Here is a 24,666-nt window from a genome sequence, read left to right on the forward strand (position 1 = left end):
AGTTGGCGGCTCTTGACATCTGCTGCCGTACGTATCACCGGAGCGCACAGAGGAGCTCGCTCCGCCGTCCTGCTCGAAAAAAGGAGACGTCGTGAAACCGCGACTGAGCGCGTGTCGTGCGCCCGGAGTCTGAGACGGTTTCACCGGAACGCGAACATGAGGAACAAGCTCCCGACCGCCGCCATCGCCAGGACCACCCGACGCCGCCACGGCGCTCAGTAGCTCTTCAAGGCTGAAGGAGCATGTGGCCCAATCGCGAGCGAGTGCCGCTGGCCGTCGCGTCCCAGCACAAACCCGTTCACGATCTCGCCAGAGTGCCACGGTCTGATTGACACTCGGGGCAGTTCCCCTGGCGTAGGAACCACCAGCACGACCTGAGGATCCCCCCGGCGCATGTGGATCTTGCGACTATCGATGCGACTCATCCACCACATCCCGTCAGGAACCAGAGTGCGGTTCAATGTGTCAGCTCAGCCCCAGCGAGCAGCCAAACCCCCTCTGACCTGCACTGACGTGGATCCAGAAGCCCCCGAGTGTGTCGACCAACGACGCGGAGGTCGTCCATGTCCCACAGGACGGCGGCGGGGAGCAGCGCGCCGTCGCCCGCGATCGTCTCCGCAGAGACGGGTGTGGGGTCGGTGCTCACGAACGGCTCACGGATCTTGCGAGGATCAGGATTCGGCATGCTGACCATTCTTCCTGCGGCACACCTGGCGACGGCGTTCAGATGTCACCGCTTGGCCAACGATCGTGGACCGTGGCCACGGTCGGGTTCGACCGTGGCCACAGTCACCTTCAGATCGCGGCGGCTGCCGGCTCTCGACCGGTCAGTGCGAGCAGGTCGTCCCCGTCGATGCGGTAGGTCTCCCACACGTCCATCTGGTCGCCGCCGTGACTGATGAGGGCGCTGCGCAGGGGGTTGCTGCTGATCACCTGGCCCTCCAGCCGGGTGTAACCCTGGTCAACGGCGAGTCGTGCGAGTTCGGTCATCAGGATCAGACCCGTGCCGTGGCCCCTGGCCTCAGGGTCCACGTAGAAGTCCTCGACGTGGATGCCCGGCGCGGCGTCCCACGTCGAGTACGTGCGGTACCACAGCACCATCCCGGTGACGCGCCCGTCCCGCTCGGCCACATGGGCCCTCAGGGTGGGATCGGTTCCGAAGAGCTGGATGCGAAGGATGGGCCAGGTCATTCGACAAAATTGACCTTCGCCGTGGAAGTCGGCCAAGGCCTGGATCATCTCGGCCAGTTTGGGCACGTCGGTCACCAAGGCCGGACGGACGTGGGTGGACTGGGAGCGGGGGTGATTCCTCATCAGGTGTCCTTTCACGGGACGGAGTAGTTGACTCCATGCTGTGTGTCGGGACATTGCCATCAAGAGTCTGATGAGCCATAGGGGCTGTGCAGCAGTTGGACTCGCAGGACGAAACGTTCGGAGTCCTCGTCTGGCGTGGGCACGCAGATCGTCGTGGCGACGGACGCATCGAGACCCAGGGCAGTCTGCGCTTGGTCGTCGATCAGCAGCTTCGCCTGATCAGCCTCCGCGCGCTTGAACACGGCGACAAAGACCCAGGCCGAGAGTCGTCCCCATCGCACGTCGGGGAACATCATCTCCAGGCGCCGGGCGACGACGAACATGGTCTCGTCCTCACGGGCTTGCGCGTCTGCCGGAAGGACGTCGACGCGGACTGCCGCGTCACCGCGCGTCGTGGCAGCGCGCAGCAGGTCCATGGTCTCGCGCTGATTGAGGGTCTGGGTGGCTGGGTCGTGGCCGGCGAGGCCTCCGGAGATCGACGGGAACGAGGACTGGCTCACGCTGGACCGCACGGGCCGCAGCATCACGACCCAGTCGCTTCGACTCGTCCGCGAGGTGGGGTCGACCTTGTGAATGTGGGCGGAGGTGCGCATTCGCCCGCCCAGAAGGTGGAGGTCGATCGGTTGGCCATCCTCGAACGGAAGGGGACGACCGAGAATCTGCGTTGCGGTGAGGTCGCGTTGTGGCTGCTGTCCCATCAGCTCGATGAGGCGATCGGCTGTTCCGTTCCAGTCCTTCAGCCGGCCCAAGTGATCGAACACGAACAAGAAGACGCCGATGGAGTTGAGCAGACTGTCCGCACGGGCTCTCGAGTTGGTCCAATCGTCGGGGTGGCGCGCCACCCAGACAGCGAAGAGGGCGGCCAGGACGAGCACGAAGTGGGTCTGCTCGCTGGCTGAGACCTCCATCGCGATGATCGCGATGACCAGGACCTGGGACGTGAGTACGAAGATCCGAACGCGACGCTGGGGGTGCCGTTGACGGACGTTCAACGTCAGGATCACGCTCAGCAGCAGGGCGAAGCAGTAGGCCGCGTGGGCGATGAACGGCGCGGTGCGACGGAACTCGGCCGAGGAAAGCTCCGGGTACACCACCAAGCGGACGAACACGATCACCATCGGCTCGACGAAGAACACGATCGTCACCAGGGTGGGTATCGACCATCGACCCGACACGAGGCGCTGGGCAGCCACGAAGGCAGCGGCTGCGGCAGAGGATGCGGCCGCGAGAATGCAGGCGTTCGCGCCGGAGTTGGAGCCGGGCTCGGCGTAGTTCCACGCAGCGCCCACCGACCAGAAGGCCGCTGCAATGCACAGGATCGCGATCGGCCGCGCGGCCGCGGAGGCGCGCACCGACACAAGGAAGCAGGCAGCGACCAGAGCGATGGAGGCTGCAGCCAGATTGGCTCCGATCACCCCGTCATTGTGTCAGGCGGAGCATGTTCAAACGATGGAGCGGCTCACGCAGCACGTCGGGCTCCTTCCACCAGACCCACCGGACGAGATGACGGCGGGGTTCGAGCCGTCAGCACGTCGTCGGGGGTAGCGACGATCGCGAGTACTCGGCGACCCTCCTGGAGGGTTGCTTCACCCTGGGCCTTCCGATGAAGTGGGTCAGCGGGTCCGTCCGCTGACACGGACTGCCTCCGCCGGCGACGAAGCACCGGGCTCGACGCATGCACCGTCACACTCGATCCGGCGTCCCGATCGACGAGGCCATCATCTCCTGCGAGGGAGTCCGCTCAGCGCCAGGCGAACGTCGGCTGCTCCAGATCGTCGACCCGGGTCGGGTCCCCCTCGAGTCCCAGCCGGCGGAACTGGAGCAGGACGGCTGCGGTGGGCGCATGGACGCGGTCGGTGTCACCCAGCGGGATCTGGACCACAGGTCGGTCACTCTCCGGGATGTCCAGGAACCGCGGCGAGTCGCTCCGCAGCAGCTGGTGAAGTCCGACGCGGTAGACCGCGAGCACCTCGTCGGGCGACGGCCGCAGGTCCAGCGGTCCCCCGCCCCAGACCACAACCGGGGTGATCACGTAGCCCGAGCGCGTCGGGTAGTCGTCGAGCAGTCCGAGCACGTCCTCGCGGCCCAGCCTCACGCCGAGCTCCTCGTCCGTCTCCCGGAGCGCCGCCTCGACGGCGTCCTCCCCCTGATCGATCCGACCGCCCGGCAGGGCCCACTGACCCGAATGCGTACGGAGGCGCCCGGAGCGCCGGCTCAGCAGGAAAGCCGCGCCACCGGAGACGTTGTCCATGCGCCCGTCGAGCTCATGCACACCGGGTGCCGCCTCGTCCGCAGCGTCCCGGGGAGGGTCGACCCGGGCCTCGCCAGACGCGGAGTCGACGACGACGACGGCGACCGCCGCGTGGCGCCTGCCTTCGGTGTCGGCAACTCGCCTCTCATGTCCGGCGAGGTGGGAGGCGACCCGTTCGCGGAGCGCGGCGTCGTACGGAACGGGCGTCGGAACAGTGAGGCTCATGGCCCCATTCTCGTGCCTGCGGACAGAAGGGCCTCGAGAACCTCCGCCACCGGTGCGTCCGTGGCTCGACGCCACTGCTCCCCCGCCCAGAGGTTGAGTGCCGAGGAGTCGTCCGCCTCGACCGCGGCGGCACGGAGCGGCCGGGTGAGATGGTGCAGGGCCGGATAGCCACTGGGCGCCGCCTCGTCGTGGTCGAGCACGAAGCGGTTCACCAGCGCTCTCGCCGGTCGGCCCGTGAACGCGCGGGTGAGGGTGGTCGAGGTGTACTGCGGGTCGGCGAGCGCGTTCTTGTGGAGGTCCGAGGCGCCGCTCTCGGGGGCGCGGAGCACCGCGGTCCCCACCCCGACGGCGGACGCTCCCGCAGCCATGGCCGCGTCGACGTCCCCGGGCGTCGCGATGCCACCGGCGGCCACGAGCGGGACGGACACCGCGCCGGCCACCTCCTCGACGAGCTGGGACAAAGGGACGTCGGCGGGCCAGGCGTCGGCGTCCCAGACACCCGAGTGCCCGCCTGCGGCGAAGCCCTGGACCACGAGCGCATCGATGCCCGCCGCCTCCGCACGACGCGCCTCCAGTGGCGACGTCACGGTCTGCACGAGGACCGACCCGGCGCGGTGGAGGGCGTCGAGGACGGCTGCCGACGGGAGCCCGAACGTGAAGCTCACCACCGGGACCGGCTCGGCGACCAGCGCGGCGATCTTGGCGGCCCACGCGTCGTCGTCCTCGCGCAGCGCCACGGGTGCGGCGTCGTGGTGGAGCCGCTCCGCGGTGGGCAGCAAGGAGCGCGCGTAGTCCTCGTAGGCGGCTGCGGTGATCGGGTGCACGTTCGGGACGAAGAGGTTGACGCCGAACAGCTCCGTGCCGGCGTCGCGCACCTCGCGCACCTCGCGCGTCATCGCCTCGGCGCTCTTGTACCCCGCGGCCAGTTGGGCGAAGTGGCCCGTTCGAGCTGCAGCAGCGACGAGGCCGGGCGTCGACGGTCCGCCCGCCATCGGCGCGACCCAGACAGGCTTGCTCCGGTCGAGGGGCGCGGGCAGAGGTCGGGCACGCGCGTGGGACATGGTCGTTCCTCTCGTCCGAGGTGCTCATCGACAGATGAGCAACATCCAACGTAGTCACCGCAGAAGGTGGTCCACGTTTCGGACACCCGTCCCATTGGCGTCAAACTCTCGTAACCTACTGGTGTTTGGACACAACGGACGTCGGAGGCAGGTGGACATGGGGATCGTCGTCGCCTTTGCGCTCGCGGGCGGACTCGCGCAGCTCGTCGACGGCACCCTCGGCATGGGCTTCGGCGTCACGTCGGCCACCGTGCTGCTGTTCATGGGCGTCGCCCCCGTCACGGCGAGTGCCGCCACCCATGCAGCGAAGCTGCCGACGACGCTGATCAGCGGCCTGTCGCACTGGCGCGAGGGCAACGTCGACACGGCGGTCCTGGTCCGCGTCGCGCTGCCGGGCGCGGTAGGCGGCTTCCTGGGCGCCGTCGTGCTCACCAACATCAGCCTCGCCTCGGCGAAGGGCTGGATGTCAGGCCTGCTGGTCTTCTTCGGCCTGGTGATCTTCGCGAGGTTCGGGCTCGGGGTGCGGCTGATCCCGACGCCCAGGAACGGCCACACGGCACGTTGGCTCTCCCCCATCGGACTGCTCGGGGGCTTCGTCGACGCCACCGGTGGCGGCGGCTGGGGCCCGGTCGTGACGCCCAGCCTGATGACCGTCACGCGTCACGAACCGCGCAAGATCGTGGGAACAGCGAATGCCGCCGAGTTCCTGGTGGCCGTCTCCGTCTCGTTCGGATTCCTCACCGGTGCTGCGCAGCACGGCATCCCGTGGCTGCCCGTCATCGGTCTGGCCCTCGGCGGCATCGTCATGGCCCCGATCGCGGCGCGCCTGGCCGGTCGGCTCCCGCATGCCGCGATGGGCACGATGGTCGGCGGCCTGGTGATCCTGGTCAATGGCGTCACGATCTTCGATGCGCTGGGCGGACTGCCGAGCTGGCTCGACGCCGTGCTGATCATGCTCGCTGTCGGCGCCACCGGCACGGTGGCCGCCAAGGCGTGGCGCCGCGAGAGGGACGAACGCAGGGCCGCGGTGCTGGTTCAGGCCTCCTGACCGCCGCTCACGCGCCGGCGTAACAGATAGGTGTCCATCACCCAGCCGCGCGCGGCCCGGGCCTGCGCCCGGCGGGCCGTGATCTCGTCGGCGACCTCGTCGAGCCGCCCGGCAACGAGCTGCTCGTCGGTAGAGCCGAGGTTCGCGCCCCACCAGATCCGCCAGGCCGACGGGTCGGGGAGGTTCCGGCAGGTGAGCGAGCCGTCGAGCATGACGACGAGGTTGTCGCCCTCGGCGGCGTCGTCCAGCAGGCGACGCCCGGTGGTGATGGTGATCGGGCCGCCGATGGTGTTGAGCACGAGCCCGTGCCGCGCGGCGAGCAGCTGGACGCTGCTCAGGCCCGGGACCACCTCGACCGCGACGTCGAAGTTCCCGCGCTCGACGATGCGGTCGGCCAGGCGAATCGCCGAGTCGTACAGCGCGGGGTCGCCCCACACGAGGATCGCGGCGTCACCGGGGTGCTCCAGCAGCGCCTCCTCGAAGGCCACGGCCCGCGCCTCGTGCCAGTCGCGCACGGCGGCCCCGTAGTCGGCCGGGTCGGCACGGTCGCGCTCCGGATCCGGCACGTGGACGATGCGCCACTCCCCCGTCACGTGCCGGTCGCAGATCGCCTCGCGCATCGTGATGAGGTCGGCCGTGCCCGGGTGCTGCTCGGTCTTGTCCGCGACGAGGAAGAAGTCGACCTCGTTCAGGACGCGCGCGGCCTGGGCGGTGACGAGCTCGGGATCCCCCGGGCCGAGGCCGACGAGAGCGAGCCGGCGCGTCACGCGTCGTCCTCGAGGTCGCCCTCGACCTCCAGGTAGACGCGCGCCATCTCGGCCATGACCTCCGGGTCGGGCTCGTCCCACAGGCCGCGGTCGGCCGCCTCGTTGAGCCGCTCGACGATCCCGCGCAGCGCCCACGGGTTCGAGCGGCGCATGAACTCCTGGTTCGTCTCGTCCAGGACGTACTCCTTCGCGAGCGACTCGTACATCCAGTCGTGGACGACGCCGGCCGTGGCGTCGAAGCCGAAGAGGTAGTCGACCGTGGCGGCCAGCTCGAACGCGCCCTTGTAGCCGTGGCGCTGCATCGCCGAGATCCAGCGCGGGTTCACGACGCGCGAGCGGAAGACGCGGTTCGTCTCCTCCTGCAGCGAGCGCGTGCGTACCGCGTCGGGGGTCGTCGAGTCGCCGACGTACGCCTTGGGCTCGGTGCCGGTCAGCGCGCGGACCGTGGCGATCATGCCGCCGTGGTACTGGAAGTAGTCGTCCGAGTCGGCGATGTCGTGCTCGCGCGAGTCGATGTTCTTCGCCGCCACTGCGATCCTGCGGTAGCTCGTCCGCATGTCGTCGCTGGCCGCGACGCCGTCGAGCCCGCGGCCGTACGCGAAGCCGCCCCACGCGGTGTAGACCTCGGCGAGGTCGGCGTCGTCGCGCCACGAGCCGGACTCCACCACCTGGAGGATGCCCGCGCCGTACGAGCCGGGCTTGGAGCCGAAGATGCGCGTCGTCGCGCGGCGCTCGTCGCCATGCTCCGCGAGGTCCTGCCGCGTGTGCGCTCGGACGAAGTTCAGCTCGTCCGGCTCGTCGAGGCCGGCCACGAGCTGGACCGCGTCGTCGAGGATCTCGATGACGTGCGGGAACGCGTCCCGGAAGAACCCCGAGATGCGCACGGTGACGTCGATGCGCGGGCGACCGAGCTCCTCGAGCCCGATGACCTCGAGCCCGTTGACCCGGCGCGACGCCGGGTCCCACGTCGGCCGCACGCCCATCAGCGCGAGCACCTCGGCGATGTCGTCGCCCGACGTGCGCATCGCGGACGTGCCCCAGACGGAGAGGCCCACCGAGCGCGGGTGCTCGCCGGTGTCCTCGAGGTGACGGGTGACGAGCGACTCGGCCATCGCCTGGCCGGTGTCCCAGGCCAGTCGCGACGGCACGGCGCGCGGGTCGACGGTGTAGAAGTTCCGGCCCGTCGGCAGGACGTTCACGAGTCCGCGCAGCGGCGAGCCGGAGGGGCCCGCCTGGACGAAGCCGCCGTCGAGCGCGTGCAGGATGTTCGTCAGCTCGTCGGTCGTGGCCGCGAGGCGCGGCACGACCTGCTCGGCCGCGAAGCGCAGGACGTCGCGGACCACCGGGTCGTCGTGGAGCGTGTCGATCGCCTGCGGATCCCAGCCGGCCTTCTCCATCGCCTCGACGAGGCCACGGGCCTGAGCCTCGACGGCGTCGACCTCGGCCATCGGGGCGTCGTCGGCGAGGCCGAGCGCGGCGCGCAGCCCCGGCAGGGCGCGGTTCTGGCCGCCCCAGACCTGCGTGGCGCGCAGCACCGCGAGGACGAGGTTCACGCGCCCCTCCCCTGCCGGTGCCTGGCCCAGGACGTGCAGGCCGTCGCGGATCTGGACGTCCTTGATCTCGCACAGCCAGCCGTCGACGTGCAGTAGGAAGTCGTCGAACTCCTCGTCGCCGGGTCGTTCCTCGAGGCCGAGGTCGCGGTGCATCTGGGCGGACTGCATGAGGGTCCAGATCTGCTGGCGGATCGCGGGCAGCTTGGGCGGGTCCATCGCGGCGACGTTGGCGTACTCGTCGAGCAGCTGCTCCAGCTTCGCGATGTCGCCGTAGCCCTCGGCCCGCGCCATCGGCGGCACGAGGTGGTCGACGATCGTGGCGTGGGCCCGGCGCTTGGCCTGGGCGCCCTCGCCCGGGTCGTTGACGAGGAACGGGTAGATCAGCGGCATGCTGCCGATCGCTGCGTCGGTGGCGCACGCCGCCGACAGCGCGGCGTTCTTGCCCGGCAGCCACTCCATCGAGCCGTGCTTGCCCAGGTGGACGACCGCGTCGGCACCGAAGCCCTGCTCGAGCCATCGGTAGGCCGCGAGGTAGTGGTGCGACGGGGGCATGTCCGGGTCGTGGTAGATCGCGACCGGGTTCTCGCCGAAGCCGCGCGGCGGCTGGATGAGGATCACGACGTTGCCCGCCCGCAGGGTCGCCAGGACGATGTCGCCGGCGTCATCGACGAACAGCGAGCCGGGCGCCTCGCCCCAGGTCTCCACCATCTCCTCGCGCAGCGCAGCGGGCAGGTGGGCGGTCCACCGGAGGTAGTCGTCGCGGCTGATCCGCACGTGCGACTCGCTCAGCTGGGCCTGGGTCAGCCACTCCTCGTCCTGGCCGCCGGCCTCGATGAGCGCGTGGATCAGGGCGTTGCCCGACGTCGTGTCCGGCTCCTCCCCCTCGACCGGCGGCAGCGGGTCGAGACCCGGGATCGCGCCGGGCTCACCGAGGTCGTAGCCGGCGTCGCGCAGCTGGCGGAGCAGCCGGATGGCCGACACGGGAGTGTCCAGCCCGACGGCGTTGCCGATGCGGCTGTGCTTGGTCGGATAGGCCGACAGCACGAGCGCGACCTTCCGCTCCGCCGGCGGCACGTGGCGCAGCCGGGCGTGGTTCACCGCGATGCCGGCCACGCGGGCGCAGCGCTCGGCGTCGGTGACGTAGCGCGGCAGGCCGTCGGCGTCGACCTCCTTGAAGGAGAACGGCACCGTGATGAGGCGCCCGTCGAACTCCGGGATGGCGATCTGGGTGGCGGAGTCGAGCGGGGTCACGCCGTCGTCGGACGCCTCCCACTCCGCACGGCTGGAGGTGAGTGCGAGCGCCTGGAGGACGGGCACGTCGAGCGCCCGCAAACGCTCGACGTCCCACGACTCGTCGTCCCCGCCGGCGCTCACGGCCGCCGGCTTCGAGCCTCCGGCCGCCAGGACGGTGACGACGATCGCGTCGAGGGCGCCGAGCTCGGCGAAGAGCTCGTCGGCCGCTGCGCGCAGCGACGAGACGTAGATCGGCACCCCGCAGGCCCGATCGGTGGCGTCGATGGCGTCCGCCAGCTCGTGGGCGAAGGCGTGGTTCCCGCTGACCTCGTGGGCCCGGTAGTACAGGATGCCCACCCGCGGCAGGTCGCTCGGCGCGGGCTGGCGGCTCACACCCCACTCCGGCAGCAGCGCCGGCGGCTCGAATCCCTCACCGGTCAGCAGCACCGTGTCGGACAGGAACGCGTGCAGCTGGCGCAGGTTCTCGGTGCCGCCCTCGGCGAGGTAGCGGTGGGCCTCGGCGCAGATGCCGATCGGCACCGTCGACAGCTCCATCAGCGCGGCGTTGGGCGTGCGCTCGCCGCCGAGCACGACGAGCGGCCGGCCGGACTGCCGGATGACCGCTGCTACGTCGCGCACGTCCTCGGGCGATCCGAGCACGCGCAGGACCACGAGATCGGCGTCGGCGGTGAGCTCGTCCCGCCGCTCGTCCGCGACCCGGGCCGGGTTGGCCCAGGTGTAGTCGGCGCCGCTGGCACGGGCCGAGAGCAGGTCGGTGTCCGACGTGGACATGAGGGCGATGCGGGTCATGGGGCTCCTTAGGTGGAGGTGGTCGGGGAGGCGAGATGCAGATCGAGGGTCATGGCTGCCACACCACGGTGAGCGCGCCGGTGATGCGATGGCGCTCGACGAAGGCCTTCACGCCGTAGACGTCGGCGACGAGCTCCTCGGTGATCACCTGGACGGGTGTTCCGGCGGCCACGACGCGGCCGTCGGCGAGGACGACGATCTCGTCGCAGTACGCCGCCGCGAGGTTGAGGTCGTGCAGGGCGGCGACGGCCGTGACCTCCGCGTCGCGCACGAGTCGCAGCACCTCGAGCTGGTGTCGGACGTCGAGGTGGTTGGTCGGCTCGTCGAGCAGCAGGACCTCGGGGTCCTGGGCGAGCGCGCGGGCGATCTGCACCCGCTGCCGTTCGCCGCCGGACAGCGTGGCGTAGGGCTGCTCGAGGCGGTCCAGGACTCCGGTCGCGGCGGCGGCGCGGCGGATGGCCTCGACGTCCCGCTCCCCCACGGGCTGCCAGGAGCGGCGGTGCGGGATGCGACCGAGCTCGATGACGTCGCGCACGAGCGGGTCCGTGTCGGTGGCGGACTCCTGCTCGACCACGCCGACCCGCTGGGCAATCTCGCGGCGCCGCAGGGACGCGAGGTCGTCATCGCCGAGGCGGACGACGCCGGTCGTGGGCGCGCGCAGGCCCGCGAGGAGCCGGAGCAGGCTCGACTTGCCCGAGCCGTTGGGGCCGAGCAGCCCAACCATCGAGCCGGGCGCGGCCGTGATGCTGACGCCGTCGACGATCAGCCGCTCGCGGACGGACCACGAGACGGTGTGAGCGGTGAGGTTCATGCCCGCGCACCCTTCCGCCGGAGCAGGATGAGGGCGAAGGCGGGGACGCCCAGCAGGGCGGTGGCGACGCCGACCGGAAGCTCCTGGGGCGCGATGACGGTGCGAGCCGCGGTGTCGACCCAGACCAGGAACACGGCCCCGCTGATCGCCGCGAGCGGCAGCATGCGCCGGTGGTTGACGCCCACCATCGCCCGCGCGACGTGCGGCAGCACGAGGCCGACGAAGCCGATCGCCCCCGAGGTGCTGACGATGACCGCGGTCGTCAGGGCCGTGACGACGAGCAGGATCAGCCGTGCACGGGCGACGTCGATGCCGAGCGTGGCTGCGCTGTCCTGGCCGAACGCGAACGCGTCGAGCGTCGATGCCAGCAGCAGGCACGCGATCACGGCTCCGACCACGGTCACGCCGACCACCGCGACGTCGGACCAGGAGGCGCTGCCCAGCGACCCGAGCAGCCAGAAGAGGACGCCGCGCGTCTGCTCCGCGTCGGCAGAGGTGAAGACGATGAACGACGTCAGCGCTGAGAACAGCTGGGTGGCCGCGACCCCGGCGAGGACGACGCGGTCGGTGGTCCCGCCCGCCGCCGCGGCCAGGACGAGCACGAGCAGGAACGCCCCGATGGCGCCGACGAACGCTCCGGCGGCCAGGCCCACCGCACCCGCACCGACCCCGAGGACGACGATCGACACCGCGCCGGTCGAGGCCCCGGAGGACACGCCCAGCACGAACGGATCGGCGAGCGGGTTCCGCAGCAGGGACTGCAGGATCACGCCGCACACCGCCAGCCCGGCACCGCACGCCGCGGCGAGCAGCGTGCGCGGCAGCCGCAGGTCCCAGACGATGCCCTCCTGGATCCGGCTCAGCCCGGACTCGCCCCCGGCCAGTCGCGACCACGCCAGGGACACGACCGACCGCGGACCCACGTCGGAGGGTCCGATCGTGACCGCGATGCAGGCCGAGGCCACCAGCAGGGCCAGTCCTGCGGAGCCCAGGAACCAGGCGCGCCGGGTCGTCGTCACCGTGAGAAGCCGAAGTCGGCCAGTGCGTCGGCGACCTGCTCCAGTCCTTCGACGGTGCGGATCGAGGGGTTCAGGGCGGCGCCGGTGAGGGCGACGTAGCGGCGGTTCCTCACCGCCGTCATCTCCCGGGTGACCGGGTTGGTCTCGAGGAACTCGATCTTGGCCTTCGCCGTCTCGGCCGTCTGGCTCTTGCGGGTGAGGTCGCCGATCACGAGGACGTCGGGGTCGCGCTCCGCGACCGTCTCCCAGCCGATCTGGGGCCACTCGGACTTCGTGTCGTCGAAGACGTTCTTCAGGCCCAGGGCGCGGGTGATGATGCCGGGGCCACCGCAGCAGCCGGCCATGTAGGGCGCCTCGCTGTTGGCGAACCAGTAGAGGACGGTGACCTCCTCGTCCGGCGCCTTCGCGGACGCTGCGGCCACCCGGTCCTGCAGGCTGGCGACGAGCTCCTCGCCCTGCGCCTCGACGTCGAGCAGCCCGGCGAGCTCGGTGACCTCGCGGTAGATCGTGTCGATCTCGAGGACCCCGGTGCGCGCGCCGTCGCCGTCGCCCTCGTTCTCCTTGCCCTCGCACTCGGCGGGCGACAGGTACGTCGGGACGCCGAGCTTCTCGAAGGCGTCCGCCGTGCCGACGCCGCCCTGGCCGAGCACGCTCGCGAACGAGGCGGTGACGAGGTCGGGCTCGGTCTGGAGCACCCGCTCCATCGAGGGCGTGCTGTCCGCGAGTCGCTCGACCTTCGCGTTGTCCTCCTCGAGGCCCTTCATGACGGGATCGGTCCAGGTGGAGGTGCCGGCCATGCGGTCGGCGAGCCCCAGGGACAGCAGGATCTCGGTCGAACCTTGGTTGAGCGACACGATGCGCTCGGGAGGTGCCGTGACGGCGGTGGTGCGGCCGCAGTTCTCGACCTCGCGCGGGTAGCCCGCGGCGGTCTCGGGATCGGGGGTGGCATCGCTGCTCGAGCAGGCGCTCAGCGCGAGCGCGGCACCGACGAGCAGGACGAGGGGACGACGGGATGGAGTACGCACGGACGCGGTCCTTCGAGGTCTGGGGCTCTTTCGCGAAGCCCGGTGGACCAAACGGCGGTCGCCGTGAGGGCCAGCAGGTCTTCGGACTCGGGATCGACCGGACGGAGCGCCTTCCCAGACCTCTCGGTCCAGTGGCTTCGTGCCCCGCCCGTCACCCTCACCGCTGCGCGTCAGTCCCGGACTCTCACCGGGTTCCCTGGCTCATCGCTGAGTTTGACTGGCGCCACGAACGTAGCAGCCCGTCCGCCGGCGCGTCGCCAGGAGGGTGCCTGACACCATGACCGGGTGACCGGACGGACTCGACGCGACCTGTGCCCCGGCCTGCTGCGCCCGTGGATCGCCGACGACGGCGCCCTGATCCGGATCCGCATCCCGGGCGGTGCCGTGTCGGTCGACGCCCTCGGAGGGCTCCTCGACGTCGCCCGGGACCACGGCGACGGCACGGTGCACCTGACCAGCCGTGCCAACCTGCAGGTGCGGGCGATCCCGCACGACGACGGCTGCCTGTCCGACGCCGTCGTGGACGCGGTGATGGCCACGGGCCTCATGCCCTCGACGTCGCACGAGCGCATCCGCAACGTCATGGCGTCGCCGCTCACCGGCCGGTCCGGCGGGCGGGCGGACCTGCGACCCGTCGTCGAGGAGCTCGACCGCCGGCTGTGTGCCGAGCCGGCCCTCGCGGCCCTGGCCGGCCGCTTCATTTTCGTCCTCGACGACGGGCGCGGCGACGTGCTCGACCGGGACCTCGACCTGGGACTCGTCGCCCTCGACGCGGACACCGCCCAGGTCCGTGTCGGCAGCGCATCGTGGGGGCCCGTGGTCCCCCTGCCCGCCGCCCCAGAGGCTCTCGCAGCGCTCGCCTCGCGGTTCGTCGAGCTCGCGGGAGCCCGGGCGAAGTCGCCCTGGCACGTCGACGAGCTCCCCGGCGGCGGCGCGGCCCTGCTCGCCTCACCGTCGCAGCCCCACCCCGGCACCCGGGTGAGCAGCGCTCCCCCGGACCTTGGCAGGATCGAGCAGGTCGACGGCCGCATCGCGTGGCACCTGCCGGTGCCCGACGGCCGGCTCGACGCCCGCCTGTTCGACGAGGTCCGCGCGCACGGAGCGCAGCACCTCGTGGTGACGCCGTGGCGCACCCTGATCGTCCCCGACCTGGAGAACGCATGACTCTCGCCCCACCGTCGCGCCGCTACGACTACGTCACCGACGGCGCCGCGATCTACGTCGACTCCTTCGCCACGATCCGCGCCGAGGCCGACCTGTCGCGCATCCCCGCGGACGCCGAGAAGGTGGCGGTCCGGATGATCCACGCGTGCGGTCAGACCGACCTGACCCGGGACCTCGTGATCCATCCCGGTCTGGTGTCCGCGGCCCGCTCCGCGCTGGAGTCCGGGGCCCCGATCATCACCGACGCGCACATGGTCGCCGCCGGCGTGACGCGGGCCCGGCTGCCGCGCGAGAACGACGTCCTGTGCTTCCTGCGCGACCCCGCCGTCCCGACGCTCGCGAAGGAGTGGGGCACCACGCGGTCGGCCGCCGCGGTGTCGCTCTGGACCGAGCGGCTGGAGGGCGCGGTCGTCGCGTTCGGCAACGCGCCCACGGCGCTGTTCCACCTCCTCGAGACGCTCCGCGACGGAGGTCCGCGGCCGGCCGCGATCATCGGCACGCCGGTGGGCTTCATCGGCGCCGCCGAGTCGAAGCAGGCCCTGATCGACCTCGCGACCGACGATCCGGGCCTCGACGTGCCGTTCCTCGCCGTCACCGGACGCCGGGGCGGATCCGCGATGGCCGCGTCGGCGCTCAACGCCCTGGCCCAGGAGGCGGAGTGAGCGGGCGGCTGTACGGCGTCGGAGTCGGCCCCGGCGACCCCGAGCTGATCACCCTCAAGGCCGCCCGGCTCATCGGCGCGGCCGACGTGATCGTCTTCCACCAGGGCGTGGGCAAGCAGTCGAACGCGCGCCGGATCGCGGCCGACCTGATCCCGGCGGGGGTGGTCGAGGAGGCCCTCGTCTACCCCGTGACGACGCAGACGACCGAGCACCCCGGTGGCTACGCCGGGGCGATGGCCGACTTCTACGCCGAGTGCGCCGAGCGGGTGCGCGCGCACCTGGCGGCCGGCCGCGACGTCGTCGTCCTGGCCGAGGGCGATCCGATGCTCTACGGCTCGTTCATGTACCTGCACGACCGGCTCTCGCCCGACTTCGAGACCCAGGTGGTCGCCGGCGTCCCCGCGTTCGCCGCGGCCACGGCCACCACCGCGCTGCCGCTCGTGCGCCAGACCGACGTGCTGACCGTGCTGCCCGGCACCCTGCCGGAGCCCGAGCTGGCCCGCCGCCTCGCCGACACCGACGGGGCCGTGATCATGAAGCTCGGCCGGACCTTCGCGAAGGTGCGCTCCGCGCTGGAGCAGGCCGGACGCGTCGAGGGCTCCTGGTACGTCGAGCGCGCCTCGATGGACGCCGAGCGCGTGCTGCCCGTGGCGGACGTCGATCCCGAGACGGTCCCCTACTTCTCGATCGTCCTGGTGCCCGGCGACACCCGGCCCGGTGTGGCGCGTTACGACAACCCTGCCGCGGAGGCCGTCGCCCCGGCCGCCGAGGCCGAGGTCGTCGTCGTGGGACTGGGCCCGGGACCGGACCACTGGATCTCGCCCGAGGCCTCGCAGGTGCTGGCCGAGGTCGGTCACGTGATCGGGTACGGGCCCTACGTGCAGCGCGTCCCGCAGCGACCCGGTCTCGTCCGACACGCCTCCGGCAACACGGTCGAGGTCGACCGGGCCCGCGAGGCGCTCGACCTCGCCCTGGCCGGCGAGCGGGTCGCGGTGGTGTCGGGCGGCGACGCCGGGATCTTCGGGATGGCCTCGGCCGTCTTCGAGGCCGCCGAGGACCCGCGCTACGCCGACGTCTCGGTCCGCGTCGTGCCCGGCATCTCGGCCGTGCAGGCCGTCGCCGCCCGCGCCGGCGCGCCGATCGGCGCCGACTTCGCCGTCATGAGCCTCTCGGACCGGCTGAAGCCCTGGGACGTCGTGGTGCGCCGCCTGCGGGCGGTCGCCGAGGCCGACCTGGTCCTGGCGCTCTACAACCCCCGGTCGCGGTCGCGCACCGAGCAGGTGGCACAGGCGAAGGCCGTGCTGCTGGAGCACAAGTCGCCCGGCACCGTCGTGGTCGTCGGTCGCGACGTGGGCCGCGCCGAGGAGAGCCTCACGGTCACGACGCTCGGCGACCTCGATCCCGAGACCGTCGACATGAAGTGCCTGCTGCTGATCGGCGCCTCGTCGACCCGGGTCACGCCGTCCGGACGCGTCTGGAGCCCTCGCTACGTCGAGTGATCAGCCGCGAGCGCGGCGCTCCCGGCTGGCGGCGTAGAGGAACGACTCGCCGCCGCGCACGTCGGGTGCCAGCGCCGGCCCGACGAGGATGACGGCCGCCTGCCGCAGACCGGCCTGCTCCACCTGACCGCCGATGTCGCCCAGCGTGCCGCGCAGCACGAGCTGGTCGGGCTGGGTCGCCTTCGACACCACCACGACGGGGCAGTCCTGGCCGTAGTGCTCGGCCAGCTCGGCGGCCAGCTCGCGCGTGCGGGTGATCCCCAGGTGCAGCGCCAGCGTCGCACCGGTCGCGGCGAAGGCGGCGAGCCGCTCGCCCTCGGGCATGGCGGTCGAGCGGGCCTGGGTGCGGGTCAGCACGACGGACTGAGCGACCTCGGGAACCGTCAGCTCGGCACCCACGATCGCGGCCGCGGCGGCGTAGGCGGGCACCCCGGGCGTCACGTCCCACGGCACCTGCGCGGCGTCGAGCCGACGTGCCTGCTCGTGCACGGCGGAGTACAGCGACGGGTCGCCCGAGCACAGCCGGACGACCTCGAGGCCCTCGGCGTGCGCACTCACGAGGTGCTCCGTGATCTCGTCGAGGTCGAGGTGCTGCGTGTCGACCAGACGGGCGCCCTCGCGGCAGTGCCCCAGCACCTCGGCGTCGAGGTAGGTACCCGCGTAGAGGCACACGTCGGCGGCCTCCAGCAGGCGCACCGCGCGCAGGGTGAGCAGGTCGGCGGCACCGGGGCCGGCCCCGACGAAGTGGACGGTCATGAGTCTCCCTTGGTGACGGACCACTGGCTGACGGCGCGCGCGGGCGTCCAGCCGGTGAAGGATCCGAGCGGCTCGGCCCGCTCGACGTGCAGGCGGACGAGCTCGCCGCCGTGGCGACGGTATCGCTCGAGCAGCACGGCCTCGGTCTCGGCCGTGACGCCGTGGACGACGAGGCGGCCGCCGGGCCGCAGGGCGTCCCAGCAGCTGTCGAGGACCCCGTCGACCGTCGCTCCCCCGCCGACGAACACCGCGTCCGGCCGGTCGAGACCCTCGAGCGCCTCGGGAGCCGAGCCCTCGACGACCTGGAGCGCGGGGACTCCCAGGGCGTCGGCGTTGCCGCGGATGAGCGCGAGGCGGTCGGGTCGTGGCTCGACGGCGATCGCCCGGGCACTGGGCCAGGCGCGCATCCACTCGACGCCGATCGAGCCGCTGCCGGCGCCCACGTCCCACAGCAACTGGCCCGGGGCCGGCGCCAGCCGCGCGAGCGCACTGGCGCGCAGGTCGCGCTTGGTGATCTGGCCGGCGTGCTGGAACGCGTCGTCGGGCAGGACTCCCCCGGCCGCCCAGCCCGGGCCGGAGCCGCGAACCTCCACCGCCAGGACGTTGAGGCGGGGCACGTCGGTGATGTCCCAGGCTCGCGCCGTCGACGTGGCCCGCGACTCGTCGGTGGAGCCGAGGTGGCCCAGCACGACCAGCTCGGAGTCGCCCCAGCCCAGGTCGGCGAGCAGCGTCGCCACGGCCGCAGGAGTGGTCTCGTCGCTCGACAGCACCAGCAACCGCCGCCCGGCTGAGAGCGCAGGGACGACGAGCCGGACATCGCGCCCGACGACGCTGACGACAGTCACCGACTCGGCCGGCCAGCCCATCCGCGCCCGGGCCAGCGCGACCGACGACACCGCCGGGACGACCGTGACCCGCTCCAGACCGAGCAGTTCGAGCAGCGTGGTGCCGATGCCGGACACGAGCGGATCGCCGGACGAGAGGACGACGACCGGCTCGCGCGCCTCGTCCAGCAGGGCGGGGAGCCGTTCACGCAACGGGGAGGGCCATGCGACCCGGTCCTGCCCTGCAACCGCAGGGATCGCGTCGAGGTGACGGCGTCCGCCGAGCAGGGTGGCGGCGGCCCCCACGAGCGACCGTGAGGACTCCGGCAGGCCATCCCAGCCGTCGGCCCCGACTCCGACGACGGTCACGTGCGCATCCATGGTCGAGCACCCTAACCCGCCGGGTCCGCAGGTCGGGCCCCCTGCCCGAGGCCTGCCGGCGGCGTCTAGGGTGTGGTCGAAGGTTCGAGGTGCCCCACGGCCGATGGCCACGGGGAGAATCTGGGAAGCCGGTGAGAATCCGGCACAGGGCCCGCTGCGGTGACTCAGGCACAGACCTGGGAAGTCCGAAGACCGGCCTCGATCCGACCCGCGACGCTGCCCGCGTCGCGGACCGTCATGGCAGATCGAGCGGGAGCCCTACATGCCAACGCAGTACCCCTTTTGTGCCGTCGTCGGCTCCGACGACATGACCCTCGCCCTCACCCTCGTCGCGATCGACCCGCTCATCGGCGGCGTCCTGGTGCGTGGCGAGAAGGGCACCGCCAAGACCACCACCGTGCGCGGACTCGCCGACGTGCTGCCGCCGGTGCGCGCCTACCGGGGTGATCGGTTCTCCATCGATCCGGCGGACCCGACGGCGATCTCGCCCGACGGACCGTTCGACGCCGGGACGCCCGTCGACGAGCGCCCCGTGCGGCTCGTCGAGCTGCCCGTGGGTGCGAGCGACGACCGCGTCACGGGCTCGCTGAAGCTCGACTCGGCGCTGCGCGACGGCGTGGTCGAGTTCGAGCCCGGTCTGCTGGCCCGCGCCCACCGCGGCCTGCTCTACGTCGACGAGGTCAACCTGCTGCACGACCACCTCGTCGACCTGCTGCTGGACGCCGCCGCGACCGGACGGGTGAGCGTCGAGCGCGACGGGGTCTCGGTCGAGCACGCGTCGCGGTTCGTGCTCATCGGCACCATGAACCCCGAGGAGGGTGAGCTGCGCCCGCAGCTGCTCGACCGGTTCGGTCTGACCGTCGAGGTGTCGGCTCCCCGCGAGCCGGCGCTGCGCGTCGAGGTCGTGCGACGCCGCCTCGCGTTCGACGCCGATCCCGCCGGCTTCGCAGCCCGCTGGGCCCAGGAGCAGGACGCGTTGCGCGCCCGCCTCGGTTCCGCCCAAGAGCTGGTGGGTGACGTCGTCCTCGACGACGACTCGCTCACCACGATCGCCGAGATCTGTGCCGCGTTCGACGTCGACGGCCTGCGCGCCGACCTCGTCACCGCCCGCACCGCGGCGGCCCACGCGGCATGGCAGGGGCGCACCCACATCACCCGCGAGGACGTCCGCGTCGCGGCGCGGCTGGCCCTGCCGCACCGCCGTCGCCGGAACCCGTTCGACGAGCCCGGACTCGACGAGGACCGCCTCGACGACCTGCTCGGCGACGACGAGCCCGACCCCGGACCCGACGACGACGGCCCGGGTGGTCCGGACGGCTCCGGCTCGGACTCGCCCCAGGACGGTCCCGAGGACCAGCGCCCCGCTGACGCCCCCGACGCGTCCCCGAACCAGGACGAGCAGCAGCCGCAGCCGGCCGGCGCCGGCTCGGTCGCCGCGGCCGGGGCCCCCACCCGGGCGCGACTGCTCGTGGTCCGCGGCACCGGCGAGGGCCAGTCCGGGCGACGCTCCCGGGCCCGCACGCCACAGGGCCGCGTCGTCGGCCAGCGGCCCGATGCGGCGTCCGGTCGCCTCCACCTTCCCGGCACCATCGCGGCGGCCGCCCCGCATCAGCGGAGCCGCGGCGGACTGGTCGACGGGCGTGGCCTCGCGCTCTCGCCGTCGGACCTGCGCCGCGCCGAGACGGTCGGCCAGGAGTCCAACCTCGTGCTGCTGTGCGTCGACGCCTCGGGCTCGATGGCCGCCCGGCGCCGCATGGAGCAGGTCAAGACCGCCGTGCTCTCGCTGCTGCTCGACGCCTACCGCCGCCGCGACAAGGTCGCCCTCGTGACGTTCCGTCAGCACACCGCCGAGGTGGTCCTGCCGCCCACCGGCTCGGTCGACGTGGCCTCACGCCGCCTCGCCGAGCTGCCGGCCGGCGGTCGCACCCCGCTGGCGGAGGGCCTCGAGCGCTCGGCGGAGATCCTGCGCCGCGAGGCGCTGCGCGACCCGTCCCGGCGCCCGCTGCTGGTCGTGGTCACCGACGGGCGTGCCACCTCGGGCGCCGATGCGCTCGGCCGGGCCCACCGGTCCGCCGCGCATCTGGCCGCCACCGGCCTCGACAGCGTCGTGGTCGACTGCGAGACCGGCCGCTTCCGGCTCGGCCTGGCCGCCCAGCTGGCCGGTCACCTGCGCGCCGACCACGTCCCACTCGGCGAGGTGACGGCCGACGGCCTGACGGATGTGGTCCACGCCGCCACCTCCTCGCGCGAGGGAGCAGCCTGATGCCGCAGGGCAAGCCGCTGACCGTGCCGGACGACGGCCTCACGACGCGGCAGCGACGCAACCGACCCCTGCTGATGGTGCACACCGGCAACGGCAAGGGGAAGTCCACCGCGGCGTTCGGGATGGCGATGCGGGCGTGGAACCAGGGCTGGGACGTCGGGGTCTTCCAGTTCGTGAAGTCGGCGAAGTGGCGCATCGGCGAGCAGACCGTGCTCGAGCGCCTCGCCCGGCTGCACGAGGAGACCGGCGAGGGCGGGCCGATCGAGTGGCACAAGATGGGCTCGGGCTGGTCGTGGAGCCGCAAGGGCGGCACCGAGGCCGACCACGCGGCCGACGCGGCCGAGGGCTGGGCCGAGGTCAAGCGGCGGATCCACGCCGAGCGCCACCGGTTCTACGTCCTCGACGAGTTCACGTACCCCATGCAGTGGGGCTGGGTGGACGTCGACGACGTGGTCGAGACCCTCGGCAACCGGCCGGGCACCCAGCACGTCGTCGTGACGGGCCGCCGCGCCGACCCCAGGCTGGTCGAGGTGGCCGACCTCGTCACCGAGATGCAGCACGTGAAGCACCCGATGGACGTCGGGCAGAAGGGCCAGCGAGGCATCGAGTGGTGAGCCTCCCGCGCCTCGTCGTGGCGGCTCCGGCCTCCGGGCACGGCAAGACCACCGTGGCCACCGGGCTCATGGCGGCGCTGGCCGGACGAGGCCTCGCCGTCTCCGGGCACAAGGTCGGACCCGACTACATCGATCCCGGTTACCACGCGCTCGCCACCGGTCGTCCCGGTCGCAACCTCGACCCGCACCTGACGGATCCGTCGCTCATGGTGCCGCTGCTCCTGCACGGCGCCCGGGTTGCCGACGTGGCGGTGGTCGAGGGGGTGATGGGCCTCTTCGACGGACGGATCGGCGGCGACGGGTTCGCCTCGACGGCCCACGTCGCGACCCTCACGGACTCCCCCGTCGTCCTCGTGGTCGACGTCTCGCACGCCTCGCGCAGCATCGGCGCGGTGGTGCACGGGATGGCGGGCTTCGATCCGACGGTGACCATCGCGGGCGTCATCCTCAACAAGGCCGGATCCCCGCGGCACGCCGCCGAGGCCGCCCGAGCCGTGGAGTCGACCGGCATCCCCGTCCTCGGAGTCCTGCACCGTGACGACGGCGTCAGCGCGCCGTCCCGCCACCTGGGGCTTGTCCCCGCCGAGGAGCGCGACGAGGCCGCCGGGGCGCTGGAGCGTCTGGCCGGCCAGGTCGCGGCGCACGTCGACCTCGATGCCGTCCTCGAGCTGGCACGGCAGGCGCCCACGCTCGACGCGCAGCCGTGGGACCCGGCCGCGCACGTCCGGCCGGGCGGCGCCGACTCCCCCGTCGTGGCCGTGGCCGCGGGGCGGGCGTTCACGTTCCGCTACGCCGAGACCACCGAGCTGCTCGAGGCCGCCGGCTGCACCGTGGTGCCGTTCGACCCGGCGCGTGACGCCCACCTCCCGGCCGGTACCCGCGGCCTCTACCTCGGCGGTGGCTTCCCCGAGGTCCACGCCGCCGCCCTGAGCGCCAACGCCAGCCTGCGGGCCCACCTGCGCGAGGCCGTGCTCGACGGCGTGCCCACCGTGGCCGAGTGCGCGGGCCTGCTCTACCTCTGCCGCAGCGTCGACGGCCACCCGATGGTCGGCGCGCTCGACGCCGACGCCGTGATGACGCCCCGTCTCACGCTCTCCTACCGGCGTCCCGCCCTGGCTTCCGACCAGCTGCTCGGCCCGGTCGGCACGACCGTCACCACGCACGAGTTCCACCGCACGACCGTCACCCCGGTCCACGGCGACCGGCCCGCCTGGACGGTGGACGACCGCGCCGTCGGCTTCTCCGGCCCGACGCTGAGCGCGTCGTACCTCCACGTGCACTGGGCCGGCCACCCCGGCCTGGCCCAGTCGTTCGCGGACGCCATGCACTCCGCCGCTCCGGTCGCCTCGGCTCCGGAAGCCGCTCCTCCCGTCACGGCGACGGGCGCCTCGCTGCCGCCCGTCACGGACCCCCTCCGTCATCACGGCGACGTCGAGGCGTCCGACGGACTGCTGGACCTGGCGGTCAACGTCAGCCGGCTGCCCCGTCCCGCGTGGCTGGAGCAGGCGCTCCGCGACGGCGTGGCCGGATCGGCGTCCTATCCGGAGTCCTCCGCCGCGCACGTCGCGGTGGCACGACGTCACGGTCGTGAGGTCGACGAGGTGCTGGTCACGGCGGGTGCCGCCGAGGCGTTCTCCCTGATCGCCCGCGCGCGCCGGTGGCGGCGACCCGTCGTCGTGCATCCGCAGTTCACCGAGCCGGACGTCGCCCTGCGGGCCGCCGGTCACGTGCCGGGTCACGTCCTGTGCCGCGCCGAGGACGACTTCGCTCTCGACCCGGACGCCGTGCCCGACGACGCCGACCTCGTGGTCGTGGGCAACCCGACGAACCCGACCGGGCGCCTTCATGGGGCGTCGCCGCTGGCGTCCCTGTGCCGGCCGGGCCGCGTCGTCGTCATCGACGAGGCGTTCATGGACTTCGTGCCGGGCGAGCCGCAGACGCTCTCCTCACGAGCCCTGCCCGGCCTGGTGGTCGTCCGGAGCCTGACCAAGCTGTGGTCGATGCCGGGGATCCGCGCCGGCTACGTGGTGGGCGACCCGGCCGTCGTCGCCGACCTGCGCGGCCAGCAGGCGCCTTGGTCCGTCGGCACGCCGGCGCTCCATGCCGTGGTCGCCACGGCGGGTCCCGACGCTGCCGCCGAGGCGGAGCGTCGCGCCCGGCTGGCCGTCCAGCACCGCCGCGTCCTCGTCGACGGACTCGCCGAACTGAGCGTCGACGTGGTGCCCTCGGACGCTCCTTTCGTGCTGGCACGCCTCGGGCGGGGAACGCACGCACGGCTGCGCGGTGCGGGCATCGCGGTCCGACGCGCCGACACCTTCCCCGGCCTCGACGACTCGTGGGCGCGCCTCGCCGTGCGCGAGCCCGAGGCCACCCGTCACCTGCTCACCACGTTGGGAGTCCACGCCGCATGGAACTGAACGTCGCCGGGCGCTCCGTCCTCGTCCTCGATGGCAACGAGACGGTCGTCCCCACCATCGCCGGACTGCTGCGCGAGAACGCGAAGGTCACCGTCGGCGCCCCCACCGTGTGCGCCGCCATCGAGGACCTCGCCCGTCGCGGGCTCGTCGACTGGGTCCCGGAACACGCCGACGAGTCGGCCCACGAGGTGGTGCTGCGCAGCGTGCCGCGCGAGGCCCCGCCGTCCCGGCCGGCGTCGGCCGGACGCGTCACGCTCGTGGGCGCTGGCCCGGGTGACCCCGGCCTGATCACCGTCGCCGGCCGCGCGGCGATCGAGTCGGCCGACGTCGTCGTCGCCGACCGGCTCGCCCCCTGGGAGGCCATCGGGTGGGCGAAGCCCGGTGTCGAGGTCGTCGACGTCTCCAAGATCCCCTACGGCCGCTCCACGAGCCAGGACGAGATCAACCGCGTCCTCATCGAGCACGCCCGCGCCGGTCGCCATGTCGTCCGGCTCAAGGGCGGTGACTCGTTCGTGTTCGGGCGGGGCTTCGAGGAGGTCCAGGCGTGCGCCGCGGCCGGCGTCCCGACCACGGTCGTGCCGGGCGTGACCTCCAGCGTCGCCGGCCCGGGCCTCGGCGGGATCCCGGTGACCCATCGCGGTCTCGTCCAGGGCTTCACCGTCGTCTCGGGTCATGTGCCGCCGGGTCACCCCGACTCGACGCTGGACTACGCCGCGCTCGCCCGCTCCGGCACGACGCTGGTCGTCCTGATGGGGGTGCGGACCCTGCCCGCCATCGTCGAGGCGCTGATCGAGGGTGGGCTCAAAGAGTCGACCCCGTGCGCGCTCGTCTCCGATGCCAGCCTGCCCAGCCAGCGGGTCGTCCGCAGCACCCTGAGGGACGCCGCGGCCGACGCCGCCGCCTCCGGGATCGGTGCCCCCGCGGTCGCCGTCGTGGGCCACGTCGCCGCGCTCGAGCCGTGATCCGGTG

The 24,666-nt window shown here is 72.6% G+C and carries 19 protein-coding genes and 2 riboswitches; of the genes, 8 read left to right on the forward strand and 11 right to left on the reverse strand.

What is annotated here, in order from left to right; translation table 11 throughout:
* Nucleotides 1-795: 795 nt before the first annotated feature.
* The 4 genes from ACY1JX_RS02635 to ACY1JX_RS02650 all read right to left on the reverse strand — a co-directional run bounded on the left by ACY1JX_RS02635 (nucleotide 796) and on the right by ACY1JX_RS02650 (nucleotide 4,851).
* The gene (locus tag ACY1JX_RS02635) at nucleotides 796-1,314 is read right to left on the reverse strand and encodes an N-acetyltransferase family protein (protein WP_462565116.1); all 519 of its coding nucleotides are present in this window, start codon (nucleotides 1,312-1,314) and stop codon (nucleotides 796-798) included.
* Nucleotides 1,315-1,373: 59 nt separating this feature from the next.
* Entirely contained in the window at nucleotides 1,374-2,729 is a 1,356-nt protein-coding gene (locus ACY1JX_RS02640) for a hypothetical protein (RefSeq protein ID WP_462565117.1), read from the reverse strand.
* A gap of 326 nt (nucleotides 2,730-3,055) precedes the next feature.
* Nucleotides 3,056-3,790, reverse strand: coding sequence for an NUDIX hydrolase (locus ACY1JX_RS02645; RefSeq protein ID WP_462565118.1), 735 nt, complete (start codon nucleotides 3,788-3,790; stop codon nucleotides 3,056-3,058).
* Entirely contained in the window at nucleotides 3,787-4,851 is a 1,065-nt protein-coding gene (locus ACY1JX_RS02650) for a nitronate monooxygenase (RefSeq protein WP_462565119.1), read from the reverse strand. The genes ACY1JX_RS02645 and ACY1JX_RS02650 overlap by 4 nt, the downstream gene beginning before the upstream one ends.
* 157 nt (nucleotides 4,852-5,008) lie before the next feature.
* Here ACY1JX_RS02650 and ACY1JX_RS02655 point away from each other — a divergent pair, with 157 nt between their 5' ends.
* Nucleotides 5,009-5,899, forward strand: coding sequence for a sulfite exporter TauE/SafE family protein (locus tag ACY1JX_RS02655; RefSeq protein ID WP_462565120.1), 891 nt, complete (start codon nucleotides 5,009-5,011; stop codon nucleotides 5,897-5,899).
* On the opposite strand, the gene cobF is transcribed toward ACY1JX_RS02655, so the two are convergent.
* Genes cobF through ACY1JX_RS02680 form a run of 5 tightly spaced genes read right to left on the reverse strand, consistent with a single transcriptional unit; the run spans nucleotide 5,887 to nucleotide 13,117 of the window.
* Nucleotides 5,887-6,666, reverse strand: coding sequence for a precorrin-6A synthase (deacetylating) (gene cobF / locus ACY1JX_RS02660; RefSeq protein ID WP_462565121.1), 780 nt, complete (start codon nucleotides 6,664-6,666; stop codon nucleotides 5,887-5,889). The genes ACY1JX_RS02655 and cobF overlap by 13 nt on opposite strands.
* Nucleotides 6,663-10,262, reverse strand: a complete 3,600-nt coding sequence (cobN, locus tag ACY1JX_RS02665; protein WP_462565122.1) for a cobaltochelatase subunit CobN — start codon at nucleotides 10,260-10,262, stop codon at nucleotides 6,663-6,665. Before cobN ends, cobF begins: the two co-directional genes overlap by 4 nt.
* A 49-nt stretch (nucleotides 10,263-10,311) precedes the next feature.
* Entirely contained in the window at nucleotides 10,312-11,073 is a 762-nt protein-coding gene (locus ACY1JX_RS02670) for an ABC transporter ATP-binding protein (protein WP_462565123.1), read from the reverse strand.
* Entirely contained in the window at nucleotides 11,070-12,092 is a 1,023-nt protein-coding gene (locus ACY1JX_RS02675) for a FecCD family ABC transporter permease (protein WP_181755684.1), read from the reverse strand. Before ACY1JX_RS02675 ends, ACY1JX_RS02670 begins: the two co-directional genes overlap by 4 nt.
* Entirely contained in the window at nucleotides 12,089-13,117 is a 1,029-nt protein-coding gene (locus tag ACY1JX_RS02680) for an ABC transporter substrate-binding protein (RefSeq protein WP_462565124.1), read from the reverse strand. Before ACY1JX_RS02680 ends, ACY1JX_RS02675 begins: the two co-directional genes overlap by 4 nt.
* Nucleotides 13,118-13,172: 55 nt before the next feature.
* Nucleotides 13,173-13,353: riboswitch (cobalamin riboswitch) on the reverse strand.
* A gap of 49 nt (nucleotides 13,354-13,402) precedes the next feature.
* Between ACY1JX_RS02680 and ACY1JX_RS02685 the strand changes: the two genes are divergently transcribed.
* Genes ACY1JX_RS02685 through ACY1JX_RS02695 form a run of 3 tightly spaced genes read left to right on the forward strand, consistent with a single transcriptional unit; the run spans nucleotide 13,403 to nucleotide 16,442 of the window.
* Complete coding sequence (locus tag ACY1JX_RS02685; protein WP_462565125.1) at nucleotides 13,403-14,281, forward strand: nitrite reductase; 879 nt, start codon at nucleotides 13,403-13,405, stop codon at nucleotides 14,279-14,281.
* Nucleotides 14,278-14,943 (forward strand): precorrin-8X methylmutase, encoded by a 666-nt coding sequence (locus ACY1JX_RS02690; RefSeq protein ID WP_462565126.1) that lies wholly within the window; start codon nucleotides 14,278-14,280, stop codon nucleotides 14,941-14,943. Before ACY1JX_RS02685 ends, ACY1JX_RS02690 begins: the two co-directional genes overlap by 4 nt.
* The gene (locus ACY1JX_RS02695; RefSeq protein ID WP_462565127.1) at nucleotides 14,940-16,442 is read left to right on the forward strand and encodes a precorrin-2 C(20)-methyltransferase; all 1,503 of its coding nucleotides are present in this window, start codon (nucleotides 14,940-14,942) and stop codon (nucleotides 16,440-16,442) included. Before ACY1JX_RS02690 ends, ACY1JX_RS02695 begins: the two co-directional genes overlap by 4 nt.
* Here ACY1JX_RS02695 and cobM read toward each other — a convergent pair whose 3' ends face one another.
* Nucleotides 16,443-17,198, reverse strand: a complete 756-nt coding sequence (gene cobM, locus ACY1JX_RS02700; RefSeq protein WP_462565128.1) for a precorrin-4 C(11)-methyltransferase — start codon at nucleotides 17,196-17,198, stop codon at nucleotides 16,443-16,445.
* On the reverse strand, nucleotides 17,195-18,403 hold the full coding sequence (cbiE, locus tag ACY1JX_RS02705; RefSeq protein WP_462565129.1) for a precorrin-6y C5,15-methyltransferase (decarboxylating) subunit CbiE: 1,209 nt from the start codon (nucleotides 18,401-18,403) through the stop codon (nucleotides 17,195-17,197). The genes cobM and cbiE overlap by 4 nt, the downstream gene beginning before the upstream one ends.
* Nucleotides 18,404-18,473: 70 nt before the next feature.
* Nucleotides 18,474-18,618: riboswitch (cobalamin riboswitch) on the forward strand.
* Between the two features lie 47 nt (nucleotides 18,619-18,665).
* On the opposite strand from cbiE, the gene ACY1JX_RS02710 reads away from it, so the two are divergent.
* The 4 genes from ACY1JX_RS02710 (at nucleotide 18,666) to cobA (ending at nucleotide 24,659) form a co-directional block, all read left to right on the forward strand.
* Nucleotides 18,666-20,666 carry a VWA domain-containing protein gene (locus tag ACY1JX_RS02710; RefSeq protein WP_462565130.1) on the forward strand — a complete coding sequence of 667 codons (2,001 nt, stop codon included), beginning with the start codon at nucleotides 18,666-18,668 and terminating at the stop codon, nucleotides 20,664-20,666.
* Nucleotides 20,666-21,280 (forward strand): cob(I)yrinic acid a,c-diamide adenosyltransferase, encoded by a 615-nt coding sequence (gene cobO / locus ACY1JX_RS02715; RefSeq protein WP_241732836.1) that lies wholly within the window; start codon nucleotides 20,666-20,668, stop codon nucleotides 21,278-21,280. Before ACY1JX_RS02710 ends, cobO begins: the two co-directional genes overlap by 1 nt.
* On the forward strand, nucleotides 21,277-23,697 hold the full coding sequence (locus tag ACY1JX_RS02720; protein ID WP_462565131.1) for a cobyrinate a,c-diamide synthase: 2,421 nt from the start codon (nucleotides 21,277-21,279) through the stop codon (nucleotides 23,695-23,697). The genes cobO and ACY1JX_RS02720 overlap by 4 nt, the downstream gene beginning before the upstream one ends.
* A gap of 203 nt (nucleotides 23,698-23,900) precedes the next feature.
* A complete protein-coding gene (cobA, locus tag ACY1JX_RS02725) occupies nucleotides 23,901-24,659 on the forward strand; it encodes a uroporphyrinogen-III C-methyltransferase (protein ID WP_462565862.1) in 759 nt (252 codons plus the stop codon).
* The last annotated feature ends 7 nt before the right edge of the window (nucleotides 24,660-24,666 follow it).

This window comes from Aeromicrobium sp. JP4 (assembly GCF_054957925.1).

Excerpts from the sequence above, each read along its gene's own strand:
- ACY1JX_RS02635 (WP_462565116.1), bottom strand. The coding sequence starts at position 1,314 with ATGAGGAATCACCCCCGCTCCCAGTCCACCCACGTCCGTCCGGCCTTG.
- ACY1JX_RS02645 (WP_462565118.1), bottom strand. The coding sequence starts at position 3,790 with ATGAGCCTCACTGTTCCGACGCCCGTTCCGTACGACGCCGCGCTCCGC.
- ACY1JX_RS02650 (WP_462565119.1), bottom strand. The coding sequence starts at position 4,851 with ATGTCCCACGCGCGTGCCCGACCTCTGCCCGCGCCCCTCGACCGGAGC.
- ACY1JX_RS02655 (WP_462565120.1), top strand. The coding sequence starts at position 5,009 with ATGGGGATCGTCGTCGCCTTTGCGCTCGCGGGCGGACTCGCGCAGCTC.
- cobN (WP_462565122.1), bottom strand. The coding sequence starts at position 10,262 with ATGACCCGCATCGCCCTCATGTCCACGTCGGACACCGACCTGCTCTCG.
- ACY1JX_RS02670 (WP_462565123.1), bottom strand. The coding sequence starts at position 11,073 with ATGAACCTCACCGCTCACACCGTCTCGTGGTCCGTCCGCGAGCGGCTG.
- ACY1JX_RS02690 (WP_462565126.1), top strand. The coding sequence starts at position 14,278 with ATGACTCTCGCCCCACCGTCGCGCCGCTACGACTACGTCACCGACGGC.
- cobM (WP_462565128.1), bottom strand. The coding sequence starts at position 17,198 with ATGACCGTCCACTTCGTCGGGGCCGGCCCCGGTGCCGCCGACCTGCTC.
- cbiE (WP_462565129.1), bottom strand. The coding sequence starts at position 18,403 with ATGGATGCGCACGTGACCGTCGTCGGAGTCGGGGCCGACGGCTGGGAT.
- ACY1JX_RS02710 (WP_462565130.1), top strand. The coding sequence starts at position 18,666 with ATGCCAACGCAGTACCCCTTTTGTGCCGTCGTCGGCTCCGACGACATG.
- cobO (WP_241732836.1), top strand. The coding sequence starts at position 20,666 with ATGCCGCAGGGCAAGCCGCTGACCGTGCCGGACGACGGCCTCACGACG.